This window comes from Nisaea nitritireducens (assembly GCF_014904795.1).
GTDB classification, from domain to species: domain Bacteria; phylum Pseudomonadota; class Alphaproteobacteria; order Thalassobaculales; family Thalassobaculaceae; genus Nisaea; species Nisaea nitritireducens.
The window spans coordinates 1-22325 of the sequence record NZ_JACZFS010000001.1 but is presented as its reverse complement, the minus strand read 5'-3'; the positions used below and the strand labels follow the sequence as shown (position 1 = coordinate 22325).

The 22325-nt window shown below is 55.4% G+C and carries 17 protein-coding genes and 1 tRNA gene; 6 read left to right on the top strand and 12 right to left on the bottom strand.

From position 1 onward, the window contains the following. Positions 1-226 precede the first annotated feature (226 nt). Entirely contained in the window at positions 227-4273 is a 4047-nt protein-coding gene (locus IG629_RS00090; RefSeq protein WP_193169966.1) for an ankyrin repeat domain-containing protein, read from the top strand. Here the strand turns inward: IG629_RS00090 and IG629_RS00085 are convergent. From IG629_RS00085 to IG629_RS00050, 8 genes are all read right to left on the bottom strand, one after another. Continuing rightward, positions 4270-4620 carry a hypothetical protein gene (locus tag IG629_RS00085; RefSeq protein ID WP_193169965.1) on the bottom strand — a complete coding sequence of 117 codons (351 nt, stop codon included), beginning with the start codon at positions 4618-4620 and terminating at the stop codon, positions 4270-4272. The two genes, IG629_RS00090 and IG629_RS00085, sit on opposite strands and share 4 nt — an antisense overlap. 41 nt (positions 4621-4661) lie before the next feature. Then, positions 4662-4943: a hypothetical protein gene (locus tag IG629_RS00080; RefSeq protein WP_193169964.1), complete on the bottom strand. Its 282-nt coding sequence runs from the start codon at positions 4941-4943 to the stop codon at positions 4662-4664. Continuing rightward, complete coding sequence (locus tag IG629_RS00075) at positions 4940-5290, bottom strand: hypothetical protein (RefSeq protein WP_193169963.1); 351 nt, start codon at positions 5288-5290, stop codon at positions 4940-4942. Before IG629_RS00075 ends, IG629_RS00080 begins: the two co-directional genes overlap by 4 nt. 24 nt (positions 5291-5314) lie before the next feature. Continuing rightward, positions 5315-6949: a type IV secretory system conjugative DNA transfer family protein gene (locus tag IG629_RS00070; protein WP_193169962.1), complete on the bottom strand. Its 1635-nt coding sequence runs from the start codon at positions 6947-6949 to the stop codon at positions 5315-5317. An 81-nt stretch (positions 6950-7030) separates the two neighbouring features. Continuing rightward, complete coding sequence (locus IG629_RS00065; protein WP_193169961.1) at positions 7031-7258, bottom strand: hypothetical protein; 228 nt, start codon at positions 7256-7258, stop codon at positions 7031-7033. Positions 7259-7282: 24 nt separating this feature from the next. Then, positions 7283-7558: a hypothetical protein gene (locus IG629_RS00060; RefSeq protein ID WP_193169960.1), complete on the bottom strand. Its 276-nt coding sequence runs from the start codon at positions 7556-7558 to the stop codon at positions 7283-7285. A 104-nt stretch (positions 7559-7662) separates the two neighbouring features. Continuing rightward, on the bottom strand, positions 7663-7836 hold the full coding sequence (locus IG629_RS00055) for a hypothetical protein (protein ID WP_193169959.1): 174 nt from the start codon (positions 7834-7836) through the stop codon (positions 7663-7665). Between the two features lie 327 nt (positions 7837-8163). Further along, a complete protein-coding gene (locus IG629_RS00050; RefSeq protein WP_193169958.1) occupies positions 8164-8718 on the bottom strand; it encodes a hypothetical protein in 555 nt (184 codons plus the stop codon). A gap of 315 nt (positions 8719-9033) precedes the next feature. Here IG629_RS00050 and IG629_RS00045 point away from each other — a divergent pair, with 315 nt between their 5' ends. The 4 genes from IG629_RS00045 to IG629_RS00030 all read left to right on the top strand — a co-directional run bounded on the left by IG629_RS00045 (position 9034) and on the right by IG629_RS00030 (position 11307). Continuing rightward, positions 9034-9438: a hypothetical protein gene (locus IG629_RS00045; protein ID WP_193169957.1), complete on the top strand. Its 405-nt coding sequence runs from the start codon at positions 9034-9036 to the stop codon at positions 9436-9438. A 63-nt stretch (positions 9439-9501) separates the two neighbouring features. After that, on the top strand, positions 9502-9885 hold the full coding sequence (locus IG629_RS00040) for a hypothetical protein (RefSeq protein ID WP_193169956.1): 384 nt from the start codon (positions 9502-9504) through the stop codon (positions 9883-9885). A gap of 3 nt (positions 9886-9888) precedes the next feature. Further along, on the top strand, positions 9889-10227 hold the full coding sequence (locus IG629_RS00035) for a hypothetical protein (RefSeq protein ID WP_193169955.1): 339 nt from the start codon (positions 9889-9891) through the stop codon (positions 10225-10227). Positions 10228-10248: 21 nt separating this feature from the next. Then, a complete protein-coding gene (locus IG629_RS00030; RefSeq protein WP_193169954.1) occupies positions 10249-11307 on the top strand; it encodes a relaxase in 1059 nt (352 codons plus the stop codon). Positions 11308-11824: 517 nt separating this feature from the next. Here IG629_RS00030 and IG629_RS00025 read toward each other — a convergent pair. Genes IG629_RS00025 through IG629_RS00015 form a run of 3 tightly spaced genes read right to left on the bottom strand, consistent with a single transcriptional unit; the run spans position 11825 to position 20133 of the window. Then, positions 11825-15550, bottom strand: coding sequence for a tetratricopeptide repeat protein (locus IG629_RS00025; protein WP_193169953.1), 3726 nt, complete (start codon positions 15548-15550; stop codon positions 11825-11827). Beyond that, on the bottom strand, positions 15547-19614 hold the full coding sequence (locus IG629_RS00020) for a hypothetical protein (RefSeq protein WP_193169952.1): 4068 nt from the start codon (positions 19612-19614) through the stop codon (positions 15547-15549). Before IG629_RS00020 ends, IG629_RS00025 begins: the two co-directional genes overlap by 4 nt. An 18-nt stretch (positions 19615-19632) precedes the next feature. Continuing rightward, positions 19633-20133, bottom strand: coding sequence for a hypothetical protein (locus IG629_RS00015; protein ID WP_193169951.1), 501 nt, complete (start codon positions 20131-20133; stop codon positions 19633-19635). Positions 20134-20801: 668 nt separating this feature from the next. Here IG629_RS00015 and IG629_RS00010 point away from each other — a divergent pair. Then, positions 20802-21548, top strand: a complete 747-nt coding sequence (locus IG629_RS00010; RefSeq protein ID WP_193169950.1) for a hypothetical protein — start codon at positions 20802-20804, stop codon at positions 21546-21548. A 688-nt stretch (positions 21549-22236) separates the two neighbouring features. On the opposite strand, the gene IG629_RS00005 is transcribed toward IG629_RS00010, so the two are convergent. Next, positions 22237-22313 (bottom strand) — tRNA-Met (locus IG629_RS00005). Between the last annotated feature and the right edge of the window lie 12 nt (positions 22314-22325).

Below are 22325 nucleotides of genomic sequence, written 5' to 3'. Positions count from 1 at the left end.
CATCCTAGAAGAAATCTACATGAAACACGGAAAGATCCATCGCGACGACGGCCCAGCTAAAATCAAGCGCCACTGGAAAACAGGCGAGATCACCGCAAGCGCGGCCTACATCAACGGGCAACAGATAACTCAGCCCGAGCCGCAACCAAACGACTTTTCATAACAATATTTTTCCATCAATGTGCGAGCCTTTTATCTCAAGGGATTGCTCACAGGCGGATTGCACATGGACAAAGTGGATTTTGACGCTTTCAAATCATGTTTACCTGATCGTGTTTTCGTAGGCCGGAAGAAACAAAAAACAGAACTAGGAAAAATTTTATCGAAACTCGGGGGATCTGATGAAATTCGCAAAAACTTATTAGAAGATGCTATCCATGAAAGTGAGTTAAATATCTCGATAAACGACAGCAACCTGAAGAACTTCAAGGAAGGTAGCGCCCACCATAACCTTTATTATGCTTTTTATTACTTTCTTCATGTTCAGCATTGGGAAACAGAATACCCCTATTCTATTGATAAATTGATATTCAAACGTGATTTTGAGGAAGAAATTGGACGGCCTGTCAAACATTCAAGGCCCAAAACACATTTGATTCCGAACTTAACCACCGATCCCAATTTAACACCTCTATCTCTCGTTACTGATCCAACAGAGGACACCCTCCTCAATCCATTGAACCATTCGACCGTTAAGCTCGTCGGGCGAGACGAAGAATGGCAAAAGCTGCGGGATTTTGCGTCATTAGACGATAAGTTTCAGATTTGCGCCCTGATAGGTCCATCGGGTGCTGGCAAAACCAGGCTCGCGACAGAGTGGATGGCCGAATCCCGCGATGAGCTAGGCTGGAGCGTTGGGTTTCTCCAAAATCGTGACCCACAGATATGGAACGATTGGCTACCTAGCGCCAACACCATCATCGTAATCGATTACATCTTCGACTATGACCGAGCCATCAAGGCGATCATCGAACGCGCCGAAATGCTCGGCGAGAACATGCCGTTCAACGTACGGCTTCTGGCTATCGATCACGTCATTCCAGACACTTTCAAGGAACTGGCCACTGACCTTCGGTGGAAAACACCACTCGGAGGCCCGAGTAAGGCCGAGACCCGAACGTCCATCTTTTTTGAAAGCTCGCCTATCCGTCTTAGCGAAGCGACCGATCGAATTGATATTCTAAGGAATCTCATCTCCCACAGGAGCGGTATCGAAGATACCCGAGATGAGCGGGTCGAAAGAGCACTGACAACACTGAAGGAAATGGGCGACGCCGCCCAACACCCGCTTTTCGCGCTTGTTATCGGTCAAGCGATCGCAGACGATGAAGCAGATTATACTAAATGGAACCGCCGAGAACTAATTTACTACTATTTGAGTAGTGAAAATCGGCTCCCTTGGTCCGGAGATGACGCTAACGGCATTTGGTCAGCTGTCATTGTTGCGATCGCAACGATGAGAAGAGGCGCGCCCTACTCGCCGATTTTTCAAAACATTCCGGACCGCTTTATAGAAAACGCAACACAAAGAAATGATGTGAAACGAAGGTGCCAGTACATAACTTCTTCACTTGACGATGAATTATTAAATCCTTTTGAGCCTGACATTATGGGAGAGTCTTTTTTCTTATTATTAACTGAAGAATTAAAACTCAACAAGAACGTGGAAAAATTTTTTTTCAATTACTGTTGCGCTAGAATTGATAAAAAATCCGAAAGAGATCGTGGAGTTACCGTATTTGAATTTTTCCAGAGACTCATAAGAAACCTAGTAAACGACAATCAAATTGATCCAAAAATTCAAACCTTCTGGGAATCATTAGATGATTTTCTACAACCTAATAATTTCTCTGAACACACTATGCTGAGAGCCTTAGTGTCAATGGTAAGATCTGAAGCCGCTTTTCAACTTTATCAAAATGAGCGCCATAGTCAGGCGATGAAATTTCTCAATAATATCGAGTACAATGGATTGATTTCTGATGCAAGTAAATCACTGAAAGATATCGCAGTGATATGTTTGTGTAAAGTCTACGAATCTTCAATATATGGCACGACGAATATAGGCCGCGTACCGTTCTTAAATGTAATTTCACGATATTCTGCCGAAACAGAAACTTCTAGAAGTTTCTACAAGCAATGTATTGAATATAATTTTTACAAAACACTCGACTTAATTCTTTCAGCAATTACGAAAAATAAAGAAGATTTCTACAGTTTTTATTCTAGAATTGTATACCCTTTACTCCACGCCGCATGCGAACTTGGTAAACATGAAGTTGTCAAGGTTTTCCTAAAAAATGGATTCGACCCCAACGAAAAAGCAGCAGATGAAGGTGTTACACCTTTAATTATAGCAAGCTTGTATGGAGAAAGAGATATCTCTGAACTTTTAGTAAATAAAGGTGCGGATCCAAACTTAGGAACAGAAACGGATGGCTTCACACCCTTAATGGCAGCAAGCCAGAATGGATATCAGGACATCGTCGAGTTGTTGATCAGCAATCATGTTGCTCTCGATGAAACAAGGAAAACTAACGGCTTTACCGCTCTGATGGCGGCGAGTTACAACGGGCGGAGCGAAATCGTATCTCTGCTTCTGAACAGCGGCGCAAATCCAGACTTAGCAAGCCACTTGCGAGACAAATCAGCCTTGATGTTGGCAAGCGCGCAAGGGCACGAAGCTACGGTTCAAGCACTCATAAACCATGGAGTGAAAGTCGACCAATCAACTCCTGAAGGCATCACTTCTCTTATGATTGCTTCAGAGTACAACCACGTAAACGTGCTTCGGGTTTTGCTCTCACACGGGGCTGACCCAAACCTCACAATGCAACCAAACGGAACCACAGCACTGATGCTGGCCGCGGAAAGAGGTCTTGATGAATGTGTTGCCTGCTTGCTGGAACGCGAATGGAAAAGCACAACCAACCCGAATTTGAGGCTGTCCAATACGAGGGTCGGAGCACTCGACTTCGCAAGCGCGCCAGGGCACACAAAAGCTGTGGAGCTTCTCCTCGAGGCGGGCGCCGATCCGAATTCTGAATCAATGCCGGATACTGGCAGCCCCTTACATATGGCGAGTGGTAACGGAAAGGCCTCTACAGTCCAAGTGCTGCTAAACGGTGGAGCAAACCCAAACTTGGGAACGATATCTGACGGTTCTACTCCACTGATGGTGGCGAGCGAGATGAACCATAAAGATGTCGTCGCTTTGTTGCTCGATCGAGGTGCAAACCCAAACCTGGTCACAACGGATGATGGTCAGACTGCGCTTATGGCGGCGTCCTATTTCGGGCACCAAGATGTTGTGTCAATACTGCTTGAACACGGCGCCGACCCAAACAGCGCCAAATCCTCAGCTGCTTCAACCGCTTTGTTGAATGCCAGCATCCAAGGCTATGAACAGGTCGTGGAGTTACTTCTTGAGAATGGCGCAAGAACGGATAGTGCGGAAGCGAACACCGGTTTTACAGCCTTATTCTTGGCTGCTACGAACGGTTTTGACAAGATCGTTACATTACTACTGGCGAAAGGCGCGAATGCACAACATGTAACAGAAGACGGGATGACACCGTTTTTGATTGCTTGTCAGAACGACTTTCCCTCGATTGTGCAGCTGTTCTTAGACAACGGAAGCGCCCCCAATCAGACACGGAACATTGACGGCGTCTCAGGCTTGGTTTTAGCGAGCGCCAAAGGCCATGAAGCCGTATGCAGAATACTGCTGGAAGGGGGCGCAGATCCCGACCAAGCCACGATCGAAGGCGGTCACACACCATTGTCGATCGTCTGCGTCAACGGGTCTCTGCCTATTGCCCAGTTTCTATTGGAGGCAGGGGCGTCACCAAACTTGGTTAGAATGACGGACGGAGCAACGCCGCTCAATCTGGCATCACAGTACGGCCATGAACAGATCGCGAAGCTGCTCATTGAGCATAGAAGTGACCTTAATCAGGCGCGGAATTCTGATGGCGCCACGAGTTTAGTTCTAGCGAGTGCCAACGGCCATGAAGCCATATGCAGATTATTGCTGGAACGAGGCGCATATCCCGACCAAGCCACGACTCAAGGCGGTCACACCCCATTGTCTGTCGTCTGCGGCAATGGATCTTTGCCTATTGCCAAGCTTCTGTTGGAGGCAGGGGCATCGCCAAACCTGGCGAGGCTGACAGACGGAGCCACACCGCTCGATTTGGCGACACGGTCCGGCCATGAACAGATCGCGAAGCTGCTTACTAAGGATGGAGCAATTGGTAGATCAGGCAACTAACTGCCTTTCCGCTCCTGGAACCGTTGCATACGTCGCCTTGCAAGCGTTAGCTGCGGGTTATGGTCGGTGAGATCGAGTCCGCGCGCTTCCCACCTGCGGACGTAGTAATCCACAACGCGCCCCAGCGCTTGATCTATCGGCAAGCCCTCCTCTGTCGCGCATTCAAGAACCGTGTTGAGGATGCCTGCCTCTTTCGGCCCGAATTCAAAGGCCAGTGCGCGATCAAACCATGTCCAGACGAGGCGATAGGCTTCCACGCGGCGTGTTTCACCATCGGGGAATTTTATCATCCGTGTTGATGTCCGAAAATTCTCCTCGCGCTCACGTTCAATCAAATATTCTATCATACATAGATGTTATCAAATTCATGAGCGCGAGGGCAAATTTGCTATCGGCTTTGCTCGAAGTCCTGTTCGAGCTGCACCGATGCTTCTGTCAATTGGGAGTCCAAACGATTGATATGCTGCTCGTTCTCGCGCATCGCTTCTCGCTCCGGATCATGAGGATTGTCCTGCCACCCCGGCGGCGGATAGTTGTTCTCCGGCACCGGGAGATAATTGTCTCGCAAAGCGACGCGGTTATCCAGCTCGGCCTTGGTTGCAATGCCTTCCGGTGCCTGAGCCTGTTCTTCCTTCACGCGGTCATAAAGGTTTTTCAGCCGATCGTTCATCGCTCGACCTCCCCGCGTTCCTTTCCACGATCGGTAGCTTGAGCATCACGGGTTTGCTCAACCCGGTCTTTTAAAGTTCTGAGCGTGATCTTGCCGTCAACCGGCACCGCATCGAGCGCGATGTTGTAGCCCTCATTGTCACGATGCTCGAAGGCGGCACCAATGCGGTTGAAGTAGGATTTTCCGTCCTGACCGTCGCTCACCTGGAAGGCAAGATGACTGGGCCGGTTGGCCTCTTCATTCCTCACCTCGGTCTGCGTATCGCGCTCTGTATCGGTCTGGATCTCATCCTGGACCTGGGGCTCAGGCTGAGCTTGGGCCGGAGTTTGGTTTTGTTCCATGGTCATTCCATAACCTCCATAACTGTGACGTTAAAGCCGGTACCCCTGCACGTATCGCCGGACTCCGTCCTGGTGTTGGGGGAAAGGCGCGTAATTCTTCGGGACCGGCTCGGTCACGATGTCCGCCCAATGGCTCATTAGGAGACCGCGAACCCGCACTTTGTCGGCCGGCGGATGATAGGGATTGTTCAGATACAGCCCGGCCATCTCCCGGCGCGTGTAATAGGGGTACTTCCAAGCCAATATCGGCGGCAGGTTCTTACCGGATACGAAGAGGACTTGCCGGTCTTCGGGAAGCGCAAGCACCTCCTCGGGCGTCATCAGTGGGCGAGACTGCTTAGTACGGTAGAGTTCCTTGCGTTCGTAATGCGCATAATCACGCGCCGCATCGAACGGATCGGCATCCTCCTCGAAGATCGCCCGGAACGCGGCGTCTTTTTGATGGCGAGCTTCCTGCTGACGCGGCTCGTCATTGTATTCCCGCGTCTCGGTACCGAGCATGTCGGACACGAGCTTGGCGGTCGCAAAGTCCCGCACGCCAAAGAACTGACGCGTCTGGGCGGAGCCAAGGAAGCTCTGGACAGCTGGCGCGCCGTAGTTGCGCTCGATCTGGCCGATATCCTGGAACAATGCCCAGGCCCGCACGCCCATGCCGCGCCCGAACGTGAATGCGCGCAGCAATGCATCGAACCGTCCGAGCTGTCCCGCCTCATCGACGAGCAACAGCACACGCGGGCTCGATGGTGTTCGCGACTTATAGAGCATGGAAACAGTGAAGAAGAGCCGGACCAGCGGAGACCACTGCATCAGGAAATCAGCGGGGATATTGAGGAAGATCTTACTGGACCGAGTTGGATTGGTCAGTTCGGCCAGGGAAAAGTCCGGGTTCTCCAGTGACGCCATTAAGACCGGGTCGTCGAGGAACGAGAAGCCGTTATAGATCGTACTCATTACCGAGCCGAACTCGCGCGGACTGTCCTGCTGTTTGGTCAGCATCTCGGCGGCGGTACGGCGGACATTCGCGTGCCTGGAGGCCAGCATCCGCTCCAGCCGCGCGGCCCAGGCGTTCGAGTCGGACTCGATCGTATCCAGCGCCCGCTTTAGAGACGGCAGAGATATCCCGCCTTCAGCTTCCGTCTCATCAATGGTGATCGCCGTTGCCCAAGCACGGGCACGTTCTTCAAAAAACTTGCCATTGTCCGACCCGGTGATAGCGATAAGCGCTTCCAGGATGAAAGTGGCATCCGCGTGAAACGTCGGTGAGTCCGGTTTGAGGACGTCAAGCGGATTGCAGGCGTGGTGCGGCAGGAACGGCATTCGGGCAGGGTTGAAGTTGAATGCGGGCTCGCCATTCGGCGCATGCACATGCCCGGAGATCGCAGCGCCTTCGCCACGTGGGTCAAGGACCAGCATCCGTTGGTCAGGTGTATTGCAAAGCACATAGCCCAGAAGATCACGCATTTTGCCCGATCCGGCACCCGCAATGGTGATGATGGAGGCATCGCTTTCCAGCCGGACCGGGGTCGTGGAATAGGCGCTCTTCCAATATCCGAGTTGCGGGCCACTGGAAGAGAGAAGCCCTGCTCTTGAAAGCTCCCCCTGCGTCACCCAGCGTGCGCTTCCGTGGCGGAACTCTTCACGGAAAGTGTCGTTGTATCTCTCCATGAGTTAACTCCTTTCAAAAGAAAGCTGATCAAAAGAAAACGGCGGGAGCCGAGGCCCCCGCCGTCTCAAGAAGCGGTCATCTCACTTGTATCCGCCGACCTCGAACGTTTTGCGGTAGTGGGTCTTGATCTTGGCGGCGATGAAGAACAGTCCAAACCCGGCCAGGACAAAGAGGATGCCCTGCCCCTCGTGGCCCTCCTTCTGAAACGCGCCAAGCGCGATCAGCCACGAGAAAATGCCGCTGCCGATCATGACATTGCGAAAGAATACGGCGGTCTTGTTGACGATGACTTCCGGTGTACGCGACATGCGATACCTCCTTCGATGTGTTGATTAGTGAAACAGCCTGCCGACGACAAACCCGCCGAGGCGGAAGCCCACGACAAAGGTCACCAGCGAGCCGAGAAACAGCAGGGCCGCGACGCCGGCCCACCACAGCACCGTCACGATGTCGGCCATGAGGTAGCCGTACTGATCGATCGTGAAGGCACGCACGGCCTCCACGCTGGCGTGGTAGGACGGGCCAGTTCCTGCAAATGCCACCATGCTCGCGAGGATGACGGCCATGTACCAACCGGCTCGCACCAGATAGGACTTCTGTTCAGCCATGAGCATGTCCTCTCGGTTCTTGGCGACAGCATGATCCGAAGATCACGCTCCCGACTTACGCCGGTCAGGAAGGCCGAACGGGAGGAAGTCTGGGCGAAAGCTGGCTAGCGTTCCGGCTCATGGTGAGGTTGCTGACAGTCGAGGGTGGTGTCCCGCTCCTGGCTACGGAGTGTCTCGATCCGTTCCGCCGGGTCGGGCAGGTCTATCTTGCGCTCTGGAGCGGTTTCTTCCGCGAACCGCTGTGACAGGTTCTGTGAAGGCTGTTCGACGAACGTCAATGCAGCCTAAGTATCGAAGGCTACGAGTGTGCCGCTCACCTTGCGTGTGGCCAGCCTCAGATCGACAATTGGTGTTTGGCGTCCCGAACGACACGGGAAAAGCGAAACGCTCTTATTCATTACAGGATGGCGAACAACCGAACCTACCATCCACAGGCGAACTTTCTGGCGAGTCTCTGAAAAGCTTAGCATTGAAATCGTCCAACTTATGCCTAGCTCTCGCGCGTTCAAACTCACTGAAACCCTTGTCCATTAGTCTTAATTCTCAACACTATTTTTACACTTCCAATTGCTATAAATGCGCAAGTTTTGCGCTTTTTGATATCATCACGACCTCGTTCGCTCCACACGCTTGCATGCCGCCCGGTAAGCGCGCCATTCCTTCACCTTGGCGGCCCTGATGCGCTCCAGGAATGGGCGTTGGGTTTCATCCGCTTCGGTTTGCGCGGCGACGCGAGCAAGGACCAGTTCCGTGCGAGCAAAGCGAATATAGGCTCGGAGGCGCTTAGCTTCCGGACCGTTCAAATGGCGAGCGGCATCCAGAGGGCCGGTGCGATCGATGATCTTGGCGATGTGCTTGTGGACGAGATGCGGCGGAAATTCCGCCATCCATTCGATCACCTCAGCGGCGTGGTACGGGATGTCCTCGCCCCTTATCCCACGCCGGGCCTTGAGAGCCGCTGTCGTCTCTTCCGCCATTCCCTGGTCATCAAGCGATAGCGGTGTTTCGGTGTAGTAGCCGACCGAGACAAGCCGCGCACGGATCAGCCGATAGTATCGTCGTGCGGTGTTTAGAGATGTTCCACTGGCGCGGGCGGCCTCGCCGGGCGATCGCCGCATCGTGTAGGAATTGAGAACCCGGGCGGCCCGCGCTCTGGGCAAGGACGAACGTCTAAGAAGAACCGCTGGTGGCATGGCCGGTGCGGCCCTCCTGCTGATTGCGACATCGATAACTCAACAAAATCAGTGATTAACGTGGCAAACGCAGGCGTTTCGCTTGTCGTATCCGACGGGGCAAAGGTTGATTTGGATTGACCGGTATGGCATCACATACCAAGCAATCTCTTCACACCTCCCAATTCGGACGAGCCGGATTTCGGGGCCGCATTTTGCGGAATCGAAACCCGAACTCAACCAAGAATGGAGGTGCCCATGCCACTGTGTGTCAAATGCAATCGAGAAACTTGTAACCCCTGCGTGCGTGTGCCATTTGGCGAGAGCCAATGGCGCACCATCGTTGTCGCGAGCGACACGGAACTCCGGCGCCGGTCGTATTTTCGGCGCATGGCAATGGCGACGAGGGCACTGATAGAGGAGCTTGAGCTCTCGCGCCGAACCTTTCCCGACTGGGTGGCTGATGTGATCTATCCCTATGAAGGGCCGATCCTGCATCCCGGCGGTGAACCCTTCACCGTGATCGATACGAGCGTCGATGATGCCTTCGCTGACGACGGGAGTTTCCGCTGGCTCTCAGGTTTCGTCGCGTTTGCCGAGACGGCTCCGCGCCAGGCACCGCAATGGCGGGTGCTGGACCGGCTGCGTCTGATCGACCTCGCCTTCAAGATCGCGCGACCCGATACGGCGCGGCATTTCGGGCGCTAGGTCTTTCGCCCGGATAGCGGTCCCAAACTGGTCATTCTGGCGTCGGAAGGATTCCGAACGCCGATGATCAAGAACCAACCCAAAACGATTCCGTTTTCCATCCGCCTCACCCCGGCGGAGAAAGCCGACCTTGAACGCCGGGCCGGAAAGCGCCCGGTTGGGGTCTATGCTCGTGAGCGGCTGTTCGGTCAGGTGGACCGGCACTCGCACCTAGGGCAAGCCAAACGGCGGCCGACACCCAACATCGACAAGAAAGCCCTGGCGCAGGCCCTCGGGTTGCTCGGCAAGTCCGACCGCGAGCGCAGTCTCCGGATGATCGGCGAGGCGGCACGGATCGGGGCGCTACCGCTCACGCCCGACGTGTTGGAACATATCGAACGGACCTGCCGCGACATCGGGGACATGAAAACCGCATTGATGGCGGCACTTCGGATCAAGGAAGAATAGCCGGTGATCCTGAAGGCGTCCGAACGCGGCGGCGGCAAGCAGCTCGCCCTTCATCTCCTGAACGACCGCGACAATGATCATGTCGAGGTCCATGACATCCGGGGCTTCATCGCCGGTGATCTCGTCGGTGTAATGAAGGAAGCCCATGCAGTGAGCAAGGGCACGCGATGCCAAAACTTCCTGTTCTCGGTCTCGCTCAATCCGCCCGACACGGAGACTGTCAGCACCGACGTATTCGAAACGACCATTGAGCGGATTGAATCCACAAACGGCCTCGCCGGTCATCCCCGCGTCATAGTTTTCCACGAAAAGGAAGGTCGGCGTCACGCGCACGCCGTCTGATCGCGTATTGATGCGGAGACCATGACGGCGAGGAACCTGTCACTCTACAAGACCAAGCTGAGAGACATCGCCAAGGAAACCTATCTCGAACAGGGGTGGACGCTCCCCGAGGGGTTCGTCGACAGCGCGGCCCGCGATCCCCGCAACTACACGCTCGCCGAATACCAGCAGGCTAAGCGCATGATCCGTGATGCCCGTGATCTGAAATCCATGATGGCCGAATGCTGGGCCGCGAGTGATTCCGCCGCAGCGTTCAAGCACGCACTTGACGAACGCGGGATCACGCTGGCCAAGGGCGACCGGCGCGGTCATGTCGCCGTCACCCGCGAAGGCGAAGTCCTGGCCATCTCCCGATACACCGGGAAGAAGGCCAAGGAAGTGCGTGCGAAACTGGGCGAGCCGGAGAACCTGCCGAGCGTCGAGCAGGCCAAGACAAGCGCCGCCACCTCCATGAGCGCAGCTATGACGAAACACATGGTCGAGGCCAGACTCGAACACAAGAAAGCCATGGCGCCGCTGGAGGCGCGAAGACGGGCGATGACGGAGCATCACCGAACGGAACGCGCCAAGATGGATGCTGGACAGAAGACGCGCTGGAAAGAGGAAACACGGCTGCGATCGGAACAGCTCAACAGCGGACTGCGTGGTTTGTGGGATCACCTGACGGGACGACATGCCGAGATGGAGCGCAAGAACATCGCCGAGGCGCAAGCCGCCGTCCGGCGCGACCGCGATCAACGCCAGCTGTTGATTGCCGCGCAGCTTTCCGAGAGACAAGAGCTGCAAACCGAGATCAAGGCCACACGCGACCGGCAAGCGGAACTCCTTCGTGGTCTCCGCACGGATAGGCAAGCTTATGATAGAAAGCTAACTGGTAAAGAACTTGACCGATCCACGGAGAATCTCAGGCCACGGCTTGAGCAAGCCGCGCAAACGGCCATACCAGCTGAACCGTCAAGACTCGCCAAGACCTTCGAGCAAGCTTCCCAGCCGACACATCAAGACCGCCTTCAGAAGCTTCGCGAAAACCTCACAGCCGAACCGCGCCCGCCTGAGCGCGGATGCGAGCCGGAACGCTAAGATATTGAGATTTCGGCCGACATTCACGACACACTACATACTAGACTAAGTTTTTTAGACATAGGCTGACCGACGCCAGTTTTCGAACTTCACCAATCGCGCCTTCCCTGACTTGTTCGCCCAGGCGGTACCAGATTTTGACGGCAGCGCGTCGATCCAGAGCAATCTCGGTTCCCTCTAATACGCTGCCTTGGGCTCCGGAATCTATGGCTCGATCGATCCTGACATTACGGATCGAAATTCGTTTGCCGTCTATTACCGCGACGCCGTCCTCAACGTTGACCGTTGGCCTTCTGCTCATCCTTCATCCCGATCTCGCACACGACTCTCCGGCGATTACATCTCCGTTGCCTTCTCCCGTGTGGCAAGATGAAAGCGTGGCAGATCGACAATATGCACCTACCGGCCCAGACGTAGTCACGCTCCGATTGCTTACCGGAGCACCGCGAATGGCTGGTTAATCGGAGCGACAGTCCCTCTCATTCCAATTGCAGACGTTCCAGATCTGACCTCGGTGTTACTGTTCGTTGCAGGCTTTGAAAATGCCAGAGTCATCGAACTCCCACCTTTGCGTATGGGGTTGGCCAATCTCTGTGGACTTCTCGGTAGCCTCTGTTAGTCGCGGCTTTTGAAACACGACGCGCGATTTGCCATGCGACGGTAAAAGGTGTCCTCCCCCGTACAGCCTGCCAACAAGAGCCCGGTACATCGTCGCATCGCCTTCTCCGACTTTGTAGACGTGGGTACAGTCGCGCACGGGAACCCAAACGACATCGAGGGTCGGCGACGCGCCAACGATCGAGAACGGCGTCGTGAGCGCCTCTCGTTCGCTAGGTGTCCATTCGTTCAGCAATCGGCCGACATGCCCTTCGGGCAGCAACGTCGACGTGAACGTGCCCTCCGCTGGATCGTATCGCATTTGCGCTGCAAACACGGTGTTGTCTGAAGGCGCTATTGTCCCGACCAAAACCGATTGTCCATCCATGCCGACCTGCCACGTGAACATTCCGCTCGGGTTTGAGACGTCGTGTTGGAGAAAAGTCATGCCGCCGTCGCCAGCATAGACCCGGACCGTTGAAGACCGAAGCGTCGCAGCCAAAAGGCCGGTTACGGCGCTTTCGTCAGCGTTGAGGCCGGGAAGGAGAAACTTAAGACCGAAGGGCGAACGCAGTCGGACAGTCGAATCGATGCTGCCGCTGTCGTTGATCCATTTGACCGGCACGTGAAAGACGCGCGCCGAGTCGAAATCAGAATCTGCGGGCGCCATCGGGTCAACGCTTTCCGTTGGGAGCGCAGCGAGAAGAACTCCCGAAACTGGCGACGCGACATATCCCTCGGCGGCGACATAGCGCCACGCAGGGTTCGGATGGTCCGCACCGCTTTCTGCATCCAGACGATCCAATGTCGGAAAGTCTCCGCTGAGGTCTGTGAAGTCGACCAGCGTCGGAAGTCCGCCGGTGTCGAGGCCGATTGTCACGCGCGCGACGGAGTCCGAACGCCTGGTGTCGCCGTTGGAGTGATCATGCCCCCGCGCGATCACCAGAACCGTGTCCTGGTTAGGCGTTTCTGCCCTAGCTTTTAAGGGCGCCACGCTGCATCCCCACCGGCTATTGGCGACGCAGAACGCGGATACCTCTGGAATTTCTTTTCCCGAAAACATCGGTATGTTCCGAACCTGGTTCTCGGCTTCGACGGCCGCCGTAGCAAGAATTATGCGGGTCTGATCAAGGATTGCTGCGGTGCGGGACGTTATCGCCTTCGCCGGCGCCGCCGCAGTCCGCCCGCGCACGACGAAATCGGTTCTATGCAAGACCCCATTCGTCCCTTTCGCCAAAACGCGCACGTCGTGTCCTCGGGTCAACCTGCGAACGCCGGGAATCAAATGCACGGTAGCGTCAAATCCGAACCCCTCGCTGCGCGTCAGTTCGGCGCGAAACGGCTTCCCGGCAATGACAGCCTCGATGACGCCAACGTCCTCAGCTCCTTCTCCGGCCAGATCGCGGAACGTCAACACCGCGAAGTCCGGTCCTGCGACGTCGACGGAAGGCGTCATGTCCGACTCGATATTCCTGGCGATGACCTCGGCCCCGTTCACGCTAGTCGGATCCGTGTCTCCCAAATTGCCGGACAGAGTGGCGGTAGGTATTCGAACCAAGGAACCATCTCGGCGCAACACAGTGAAATCCTTACCGACGATTAGAACGCCGTCGCTTGGATCCGGATTCACGATCTTGAAGCTGTGAGGCGTACCCTCCGTGACGCTACCTAGTGCGGCCAAGTCGCTGAACTCGTAGACCAACAAGCCCTCGATGTCGTGTTTTGTTGTAACGAACAGCTTCAGATCATCCACGGAAACATGTAACGAGACGACGGGGGAGCTGAATTCCGCGATCTTACGTGCGGCCTGCTTGTCTTTTTCGACGTAGAACACCCCCTTCGGATTGCTGCCGCCGGCAAAAAGCAGGCTGCGGTCGTGAGGAATCGCGTAGACGGGGCTATCCTTCGGAAGCTTGTCTGGTCCGCCGATCTTCACACATCCCGCTGCGTCCGTCGCACTTCTGTATACGCCGCCGTCCCCGTTCCTAGCGTAAATGGTATGCGCATCGACCGTGGCCCGGCCGTCCAAAATCGTCAAGCCGGTCGGACACCTCGAAGCGTCGTGGAACTGGCGCCACGTGCGCGCCATGCCGTCGGACGCAGGACGCCACACACGTTCCTCGGTGGCGAGCTCGGTGTTGGTAAGGAGGTACGCCTGCCCCGGCTTGGCATGCGGCCCCATTGCCCGACCCTCTGTGGCCGCCGCCGGTAAACGAAGAACTTGGATAGTCTTCACGGGCTGCGTCCGAGGGTCGACTCCGTCGGCGAGTTTGTCGGTGTCGACAAGGAGGCGGACGTTCACGGTCTTCAAACCTACGTATTCGCCCGTCGATGCATTAACGCCCGCGACCTCTTCCGTCTGTACCAGCGGCATCCATTCGACGACGCTGCCGAGGCTAATTTCAGCCTGCTCGAGCGCGTCGCTGGTTCGGATGAGCGATAGCAATCGCGCCTTTTCGATCTGCGCCTCGGCATACTCAATCAAGCGTCCCTGATTGTGGTCGCGGTCGAAGATTTCCTTGCGGATTCGAACCATTTCCTCAAACAAGCCGACTGCGATCTCCAGATCGGCCCCTTCAGTGGCGACCCGGTCCTCGATCCATAGACGACCCCGGTTGAGGAGCGCTTTCGAGTATTCTATGGCGTAGGCATTACTGTTCGGGTTAGCCTCGTACCGTGCCCGCGCCGTCTCGAGATCCTCTCCCGCCCGACCCAGGGCCTCGTCAATGGCGCCGCTCGTGATCAGCAAACTGGTTAGGGCCAATCTGTATTCATTGTCGCCCTCCAGTTCCACGATGTGCTTAAGAAGTAATTCTCGCGCCTGGTTCGCGGCGCCGGCGACTTCTGGAAAATATTTTTCAGTATACTGATACAACATGCATCCCGCCACGCGGCGGGCGGAAGGCGATTTAAGGATGAAATCGTCTACGAAGTCTTTCGATACAAGGTCGTCGATGCTGTTGTGCTTGCGCAACAGCAACTGGCCGATCAGATCGAGCCGCGGTTTCACGTCGACGACCGTACCAATCGAATAGGCGCCAAAACTGCATGTGCTCGGCCGTGCGCCGGTGCAGCGGCCTCTGTCAACGCCATTTCCGCCATTTGCTATTCCAGAAATTCGGGACGAGAGTACGAAAGACTTCTTCGCGCCCACCATGCCATTGTCCGGGGATGGCAGGAGCTCCGGGTATCCGTGAAGCTTTTCGTAGGTCGGACTATCGATGTTTCCCGGTGTTAGTTGACAGCCTTCGTTCTCCCTAGGACAGATCCGCGTCTGAACATGAAGATCACCGATTGACTTCCAGTGGGACTGCTCCCTGGGTTCGTACCAACACTTCAGGCCGAACCACTTGCATTTGCGGACTTCCCAATATCGACGATTGACATCGATCTGCCCGCTGACCCTCAGCGTGACCTTGTGGCCTGGACGAAAATGGACAATGTCCTTGAACAGGCGGTTGTAGTTGTCCTGTTCGACATCGATTAGAGCAGACGGTTGTCGCTCCGAAATGTGGTTGGGCGCGCCAAAATCCGAATTCAGTCTCTTGGCGCAATTGACCTCTGCTTCTACTGCTTCGGCGAAGGACGTCAGGCCAAAGACCGTCGCGACGAAGAAGACGCCGAATCTGTAACGGCGGCGCATCATCCATTCTCCTCAATGGGATGGGGGCATCCTTTGAGTTGCCCCTGTCGGCTATTCAGTTCCTGGACGATCAGGGCGACCTGCGCGTCTTCCCGGTCCTTGATCGAACGTTGAAGTGCTTCGAGTTGTTCATAGCTGCTGATGCTTTGACCTGATTCGTCTGGGACGGATGGCCTGACAGGGTCCATGCGTTCATCGATGATTTCTGCTGTGATGAATTCGCGCAGTTCGGAGCGGATGGCCGTCCAAGTTCGATTGCAAAGTCTCAGCGACACCGACGGTGTGTTCGGATTGTTCGGGCGATTGAGATTTCCCAAGAACGCGTTTCTTCGAGCCTCAAGCCTGTCGTCTAGCGGCAGCATCGCCGCGGCGATCGGTGGAACCGTCACTTCGTCGTGGGGGCGGCATTCAATTTCCTCGTCGCCAGTCGTGAAACACAAGGCCTGAGCATATGGATTGACCTTTAAGTCCGAAACAAGGTTCGAGAAACTCGCTCTAGTTACGAAGTCCGCTTCGGTCACAACGTTCTCGGGATCGGTGTAAGCAAACGCGATACGAAATGCCAAATCAGAAGCCGCCTTCGCCTCGACGGTCGGGTAAACCGACAATTCCAACGTCGTATAAAGACCGTATCCCTCGAAAATTCCGGCCTCGCGGTCGTTGTCGTCTTCCCAACGGTTGCGGAGATTCCCCAGATCGTAGGGTAGCGGAATATCGAACGACGAAGTTCGGCGCGGCAGTAGAACCTCACGATAGAACTGCGTCCGTGTCGGGTCGTCGATCGAAACGCCCGCAACGGTAGCCGTCCCCGGATGTGTGACGGTGACGCCGCTTGCGATCGAAAAAGTATTGTCGAAACGTTCCCAACCAGCGCGGATGTCGACGAACCGCAGATTGCGGTACGCCGGCGGATACTCCTTCAACGCGGGATGCAACAAGATCGTGCTACGGAAAACGTTCGAATCGGCGCCTGACTGCCAGTTACGGAATTTCTCGAAATCTTGCTCCGATATGATCTCGGAAAGTCGTAGCAGGCGAGTTTGGGCCGTCTGGCCCAAACGCCCTGCGCCGGGGGTGCAACCGCGCGTTTGACAGATGTCCTGAGATAGACGAAGCAGCTGGCGCCAATGCAGCATCAATCGGTCGACGTCCGTTCGGGTTGCCTCGCCTTCCCGGTCAAGCCACCCGAACAGGTGAATTTGAGGATCCAAGGCGAGGCGCAGGTTCCTGGGATCAGACTTGATTAATCGGGTAACGGTGGAAGACGGTTGATCGTAATATCCGCCCCAGAGGCCCATCGACCTGTTGAACAGGTCGTACTCCTCGCGCAACCTTTCCGCGGCATAGAACGTCAGGGCGCGCCGCAGCTTGATCTTGCTGCGCGCAAGACCGGCGTTTCGGGCGCTTTGCTTGATGCCAAAATTATAGATCTGAAGCTGCCTAGCGGCGGCCTGACGCAGCGCCGCCGCGATGGCCTCGTCCTTTTCGGCTAGGACCGACTGATATAGTGCCTGATCCACGGCCTCCTGAGCTTCGACCATCTGCAGTGCTACCCGGACACTGTCTGCAGCGATTCGCTGTTGCTGACCGATGTTCGCATCGAGGGCGGCCAGACCCTGCAACACTTCAAGTGCGACACCAGCCCCCGGCAGGACCGCATCCAATGCCCGTTTGACGGCTTGCTCGGCCAGTACCTTGCTGACGTCGATGCCAGGCGCGCCTTCACCTGCGGCCGGCGGAATAGGACTGGTGGATTCTGGCAACTTCGGAATCTCGTTGCGCAGATCCACAGCGACAGTACGGCCGACGACTAGATTGGTGCCAAAGTCGCGGACCACATGCCGCTCGTCGCCGGCGGCGAGCTGAACCCACGTCTCTTGTCGCGCCTGCTCTTCGTTCGGATTGTCGGGATTAGCGTTCTCCGCCGTACGGGAAATACCGAGTTTGACGAGTTCTTCGGTTTGACCGGGTTTGATGTGGCGTAACAGGCCTTTGCGCAAATTGTTCCGCTTCCCGGCCAACTTCTGGAAAGACCGACGCAGGTTCGATTTCAGCCGGCTTGACTCCTTGTCGAGTAGGTCTGGCGAGATATGGGCAAAAAGGTCCTTGGCGTCGAAGCTGACAAGGGCAATGCCCCCTTCAGTTTCGGCAACTTCGAGCTTGAAATCCTGGGTGACTCGGATTCGAGGAATCGCATCCTGGGCCTGACGAATGCCATACTGGGCAATGGCTTCCGCGAGAATCTTGATTTTCGCGTTTTCATCAGCGTCCGCTGGTTCCTGTACCTTCAAGTGCTTAAATAGAAGCTCGATCACCTTGGCTCGCTTGCCGTCCTCAGTTTTGGACAACACAAACTTGAGCGAGTCCATTGACCAGATGCGAAGGATTTCATCCAGCGCATCCACCCATTCGTCTTGGGTTTCGATCACTTCGACCAAACGCTTCATGGCGTCTGTATAGACTACGGCATATTCGCTTCCGGCATCGTCGATCACGTCGATGATGGCCTCTTCGACGCGAAAGGTGATGTCGGCGATTTTCCCGTCGAGTTCGTTAATGTGCGTCGCCAATCTGTCTTGGACCCGGCATCCGTTTCTAAGCGATTGGCACAAGGTTCCATCTACAGGAAGCAGGCCGAAGTTCTTACAGTGTCTCTCCAGATTGCCGTCTTCCAACATCGTCCGGTCGCAGGCCTTGGGCAAAGTCAGTTCCAGCAGGCCGCACGGGGCCTTGTCGACGATGTTCAGTTCGCTGGAAACCAGCGTATTGTTTCTCACCGCCTTGCAGATTTCCGCCGGCCGTTTGCCTCGGAGCGTGCGAACCGTGTCAATCAATCCCAGAACGGGCGCAATTTCATTCACCTTATCATTGATGATGTCGCGCGCGTCAGGAGGGAGTTTTTTGGCGACCATCGACCCAAGCCGAAGCAGCTTGTCGGTGGTCGGTTTGCGCAGAAAATCCTTCGCTCCATCAAGGGTTTCCTTTGCTTCTTCGAACTGGCGATGCAACTCTTGACCCTGCTGATAAAGCTCAACGAACTGTTGTGTCGTATCCCCGAAGCCCTTAACGATCTCGCCGATTTCCTTGCCAACCGCCTCATCAGTCAACGCTGTCAAGGCGGCGGCCTTGATGTCGCCTTGCTGTACCGCGGTCAAAAGACCTGGCGGCGCGCCGACTGATGAAGCGACGGCATTCAGAACGGCGTTCTCCGCTTGATTCGAAAGTTGCTCGGCCTCGTCCCGCAGCGCCTCGGCTTCGGCCAACAATGTCCGGCGTTGCCTTTCGAGGCTCTCGATACGTGAACCGAAAATGCGTTGGCGCTGCTGGTTCTCCAGACGAATGACCTCGGCTTTGGATTGCCTGGTTGTTTCCGCTTGAAAGCGCCCGCGCACCTGCTCCGCGTAAGCCTTCAGTCTGTTGGCCGACTCCGCGTCTTCTTCGATCTCAGAAAGAAACCGGAGCATCTCCACCACCTGCTTCTCGAGGTCGTCGAGCAGGGACTCCATCACTCTGACGTGTTGAATAGGAACGGACGGCGTCAGCGATCTAGCGCCACCCCAAAACGCGAGCTTCTGGTCCAGCAGTAGCAAGCGATATTCTATGTCTCGGAGAATCAACTCACGCGTGTTTTGCTTTGCCGGCGAAAGGCTGGTCGGCGAAACATTCGATGCAGACGTGTAGGCGTCGCAATACTTCGCGGCGATAGGACAGAGCTGCTTGGCCTTGCCGCCAACCGTTTCGATGACGCGTCCAGTGTCCAGTTTGCTGATCTTTGCGCAAACGTTCGATACGTCGTTCAGCAAGAGACTTCGGTCCGTAGACTTGAGAAGCTCCTGATCGTTTCGGCAAGTGCCGTCGCGAATGTACATTTCGTCGGCACGTATTTTCCTGATTAGCGCCAAGTCCAGCGACACCGATGAGTAATTGGGTCGGACGGAACCGTAGGCGTTGTCGTCCAATGAATCGTCGGCGCCGAAGGACGCCGTCTGAATGGATACCGAGAGAAAAGCACCGACAACGAATGCGCTAGCGAGTTTCCAACGTGTCTGCCGAGACAGTTTGCGCATCGTTGAGTCCTTTCCGAGTCACTCGATGCGCCGAATGCCGCATTTCGGATCCAGTTGAAGCGTTGTCCCGGCCTGGAATGGTATCGGATCGACGTGACCGACGTCGGGAACCGTCAGATTGACCTGTCCGATGTTAACGGCGGGGCGTCCTGCAGACGGCTGATACGACAGCGTCAACGTCATGTGCCTGCACGCGGCGACAGGAAAGAAGTCGAACGAAGCTCCGGCCATATGTGCCGCCGCGGACTCGGCCAGGAAGCTGTCGATTGAAATGACGCCCACGCGCCGGGCGCCAAACGCCACGGAATATTGCAGAGCCTTGTTCACCTCTCCGATCGCCTGGTTCACAGGGCCTGTATACTTTACCGACGTGTCCGAGCCGACAGCCGCATCGAAGTTCGAAACAGCGAACGGGACGATAATCTCCGGCCGGTTGCCTGCATTGCCCCAGCCGAGGCTTTCGAAGGCCGCAAGCGGCGCGTCCTCGCTCGTCGGCCCCGCGGCCCGTGCTCCTACCAAAGGGCTCCGGCTCACGCTGATCGTAGACAAAGAATTTGGATCGTTATCAATCGTCACGCTGGTGCCAGACTGGGTAATGGCGAATATGCGTGGATGACCGTTTCCCGTTGACTCAACAGTCGCCCGCAATTTGTTCACGCATGCTCTGTCGGCCGAACAGCGAATCAGATTTGCGTTGCTGCCGGAATTGCCTTCGCCCGAAACAATGACCCGAAACCCGTTGAACTCAATTGGAAGTGCGTCACCCCTAAGTGCCGAACCCCGGGGCTCAGGAGGTGCCTCAGAATACCTTAGGCCGACGCACCCATGCAGGGCGACAATTGCACAGATGGCAGCCACACGAGACCAGACAGCAATCATCATCGTTCCCCCGCCGACGCATGATCAATCTCTGCTGAGCGTCACACTTCTACGCACAGAAGCAACACATGATTGCAAAATAGAAGGGCATGAGTGTAAGTATCAACAAGAAACTTTACCGCGAGACGATCCGATATGGCATTCACCCCTATCTAGTATAAATATTTTTTCAACTAAAACAGGCGCATAAGGACAAGCTTGCTGTTTGAGACGCTATATCGAAAAAAAACGACAACACAGTGGATGATTGTTGCGACATGGGGAGCGGCCACCTGCATCCGTCTGCTAGCCAAAGGGGAGAATAGAACATGTTGAGCAGAACAGTCCTAGGGCTCGCGTTCGCGTTCATGTGGAGTGCGGCCGCTTCGGCGACTTGCGTCTCGATACCCGACACAAATGATCTTAGGACCTGGAACGACATTCGTTCGCACGTCGCATCGGCTTCCTTGAATTCGGCCATTGATGAAGTCCAGGCGTTAGACAGTGTCGGGCACGGACAAATCAATCTGGATTTCTACGCGATTACATTGGATGCACAAGGACAGTCGGCGAGTGATTTGCTTTCGGAGATTCGTGCGAATATCCACTCTGTAGTCTACCAGGGGACCAATTACGCCATCGAACCTTACGATGCCGCAAACCAGGCGATTTGGACGTCCGATGCGCCGGTCGGCGCATTGGTAACGTTCGTGCTGTCGAGCATTCCCGGTGTCATGGATATAGAGAAGGGTGACGTCGTCGTCAGCTGCTACGATGCGACAACCTTCATCTTTTCGCCCGTTACGACGAATAAAAGCGGATACCATCCTGTCGCTGGCAACAGGGGCTTCGGGATAGTCAGGAACAAAGATGGATCTCTGACATTTTTTACGAAAGCAGCCGACCGAATAGTGAACCGCGGACTGTTCTCATTGTTGCCCGAAGCGCTGCGCAACCAGATTTTTCTTCAGGGGCATGATGTTTGGGTCAGAATGTTGGCAAATATCGAAACTATTTACGCGTCGCGAAACCCCAGAGATAAGATAATCGTATCGAGCCGTCACAACTATCCATAGTGCTTGATAACATTTGGGTTGGCTAAACACCAAGACTTGACCCTCCCGCAACCTGCTTTCGGTTGGCGGTCGAGCCGACGGCACACCAGATTTACTATGGCACGTTTTGCACCTTGATTGAACGAGAAAGTCTAGCACCTCACTCTCCAGATTTACGGCGCGCCACAGGTTCGTGTGGCGATCGCGGATCAACACGAAGATGACGTCCAAATGCCATTGATCATGCGGGCATGGGGCGCTGTCACAGGAACGCTGATCGCGTGGGGCGGACGCCATAATCGTCTGATGAACGCGATCTCTTACGCCCGGTTCCAGTTCCCGCCGACCACTTCTCCCCCTATATAGCCATTCGACGTTGACCAGCCAATGTCTCCTCCGGTCTAATTCGATCGATAGGATATACGGAACAAATGATCCTACTTACTGACACCGCCGAGGCCGTACTTTGATGCACAGCATGTTCAGGCATCGAGTTTGGAATCTCCGCCGACCAAGACAGCCTCACGGAGGTCGCGCCATGATTGGCGTCTTTTCGCCATTCTCTTGTGCCTATTTTGTGCCACGGAATCCGTGGAACAGAATCGGACATAGCGTAAGTCATTGTTATTGCGTGGAACAGGATGGAAGCGTTGTTTAACGCAAACGGCCTCGCCATTGCGAGGTTACCATTTGTTTTTATTGAGTATTTTGGTTGCGGGGGTAGGATTTGAACCTACGACCTTCAGGTTATGAGCCTGACGAGCTACCGGGCTGCTCCACCCCGCGCCATGGGTGTGA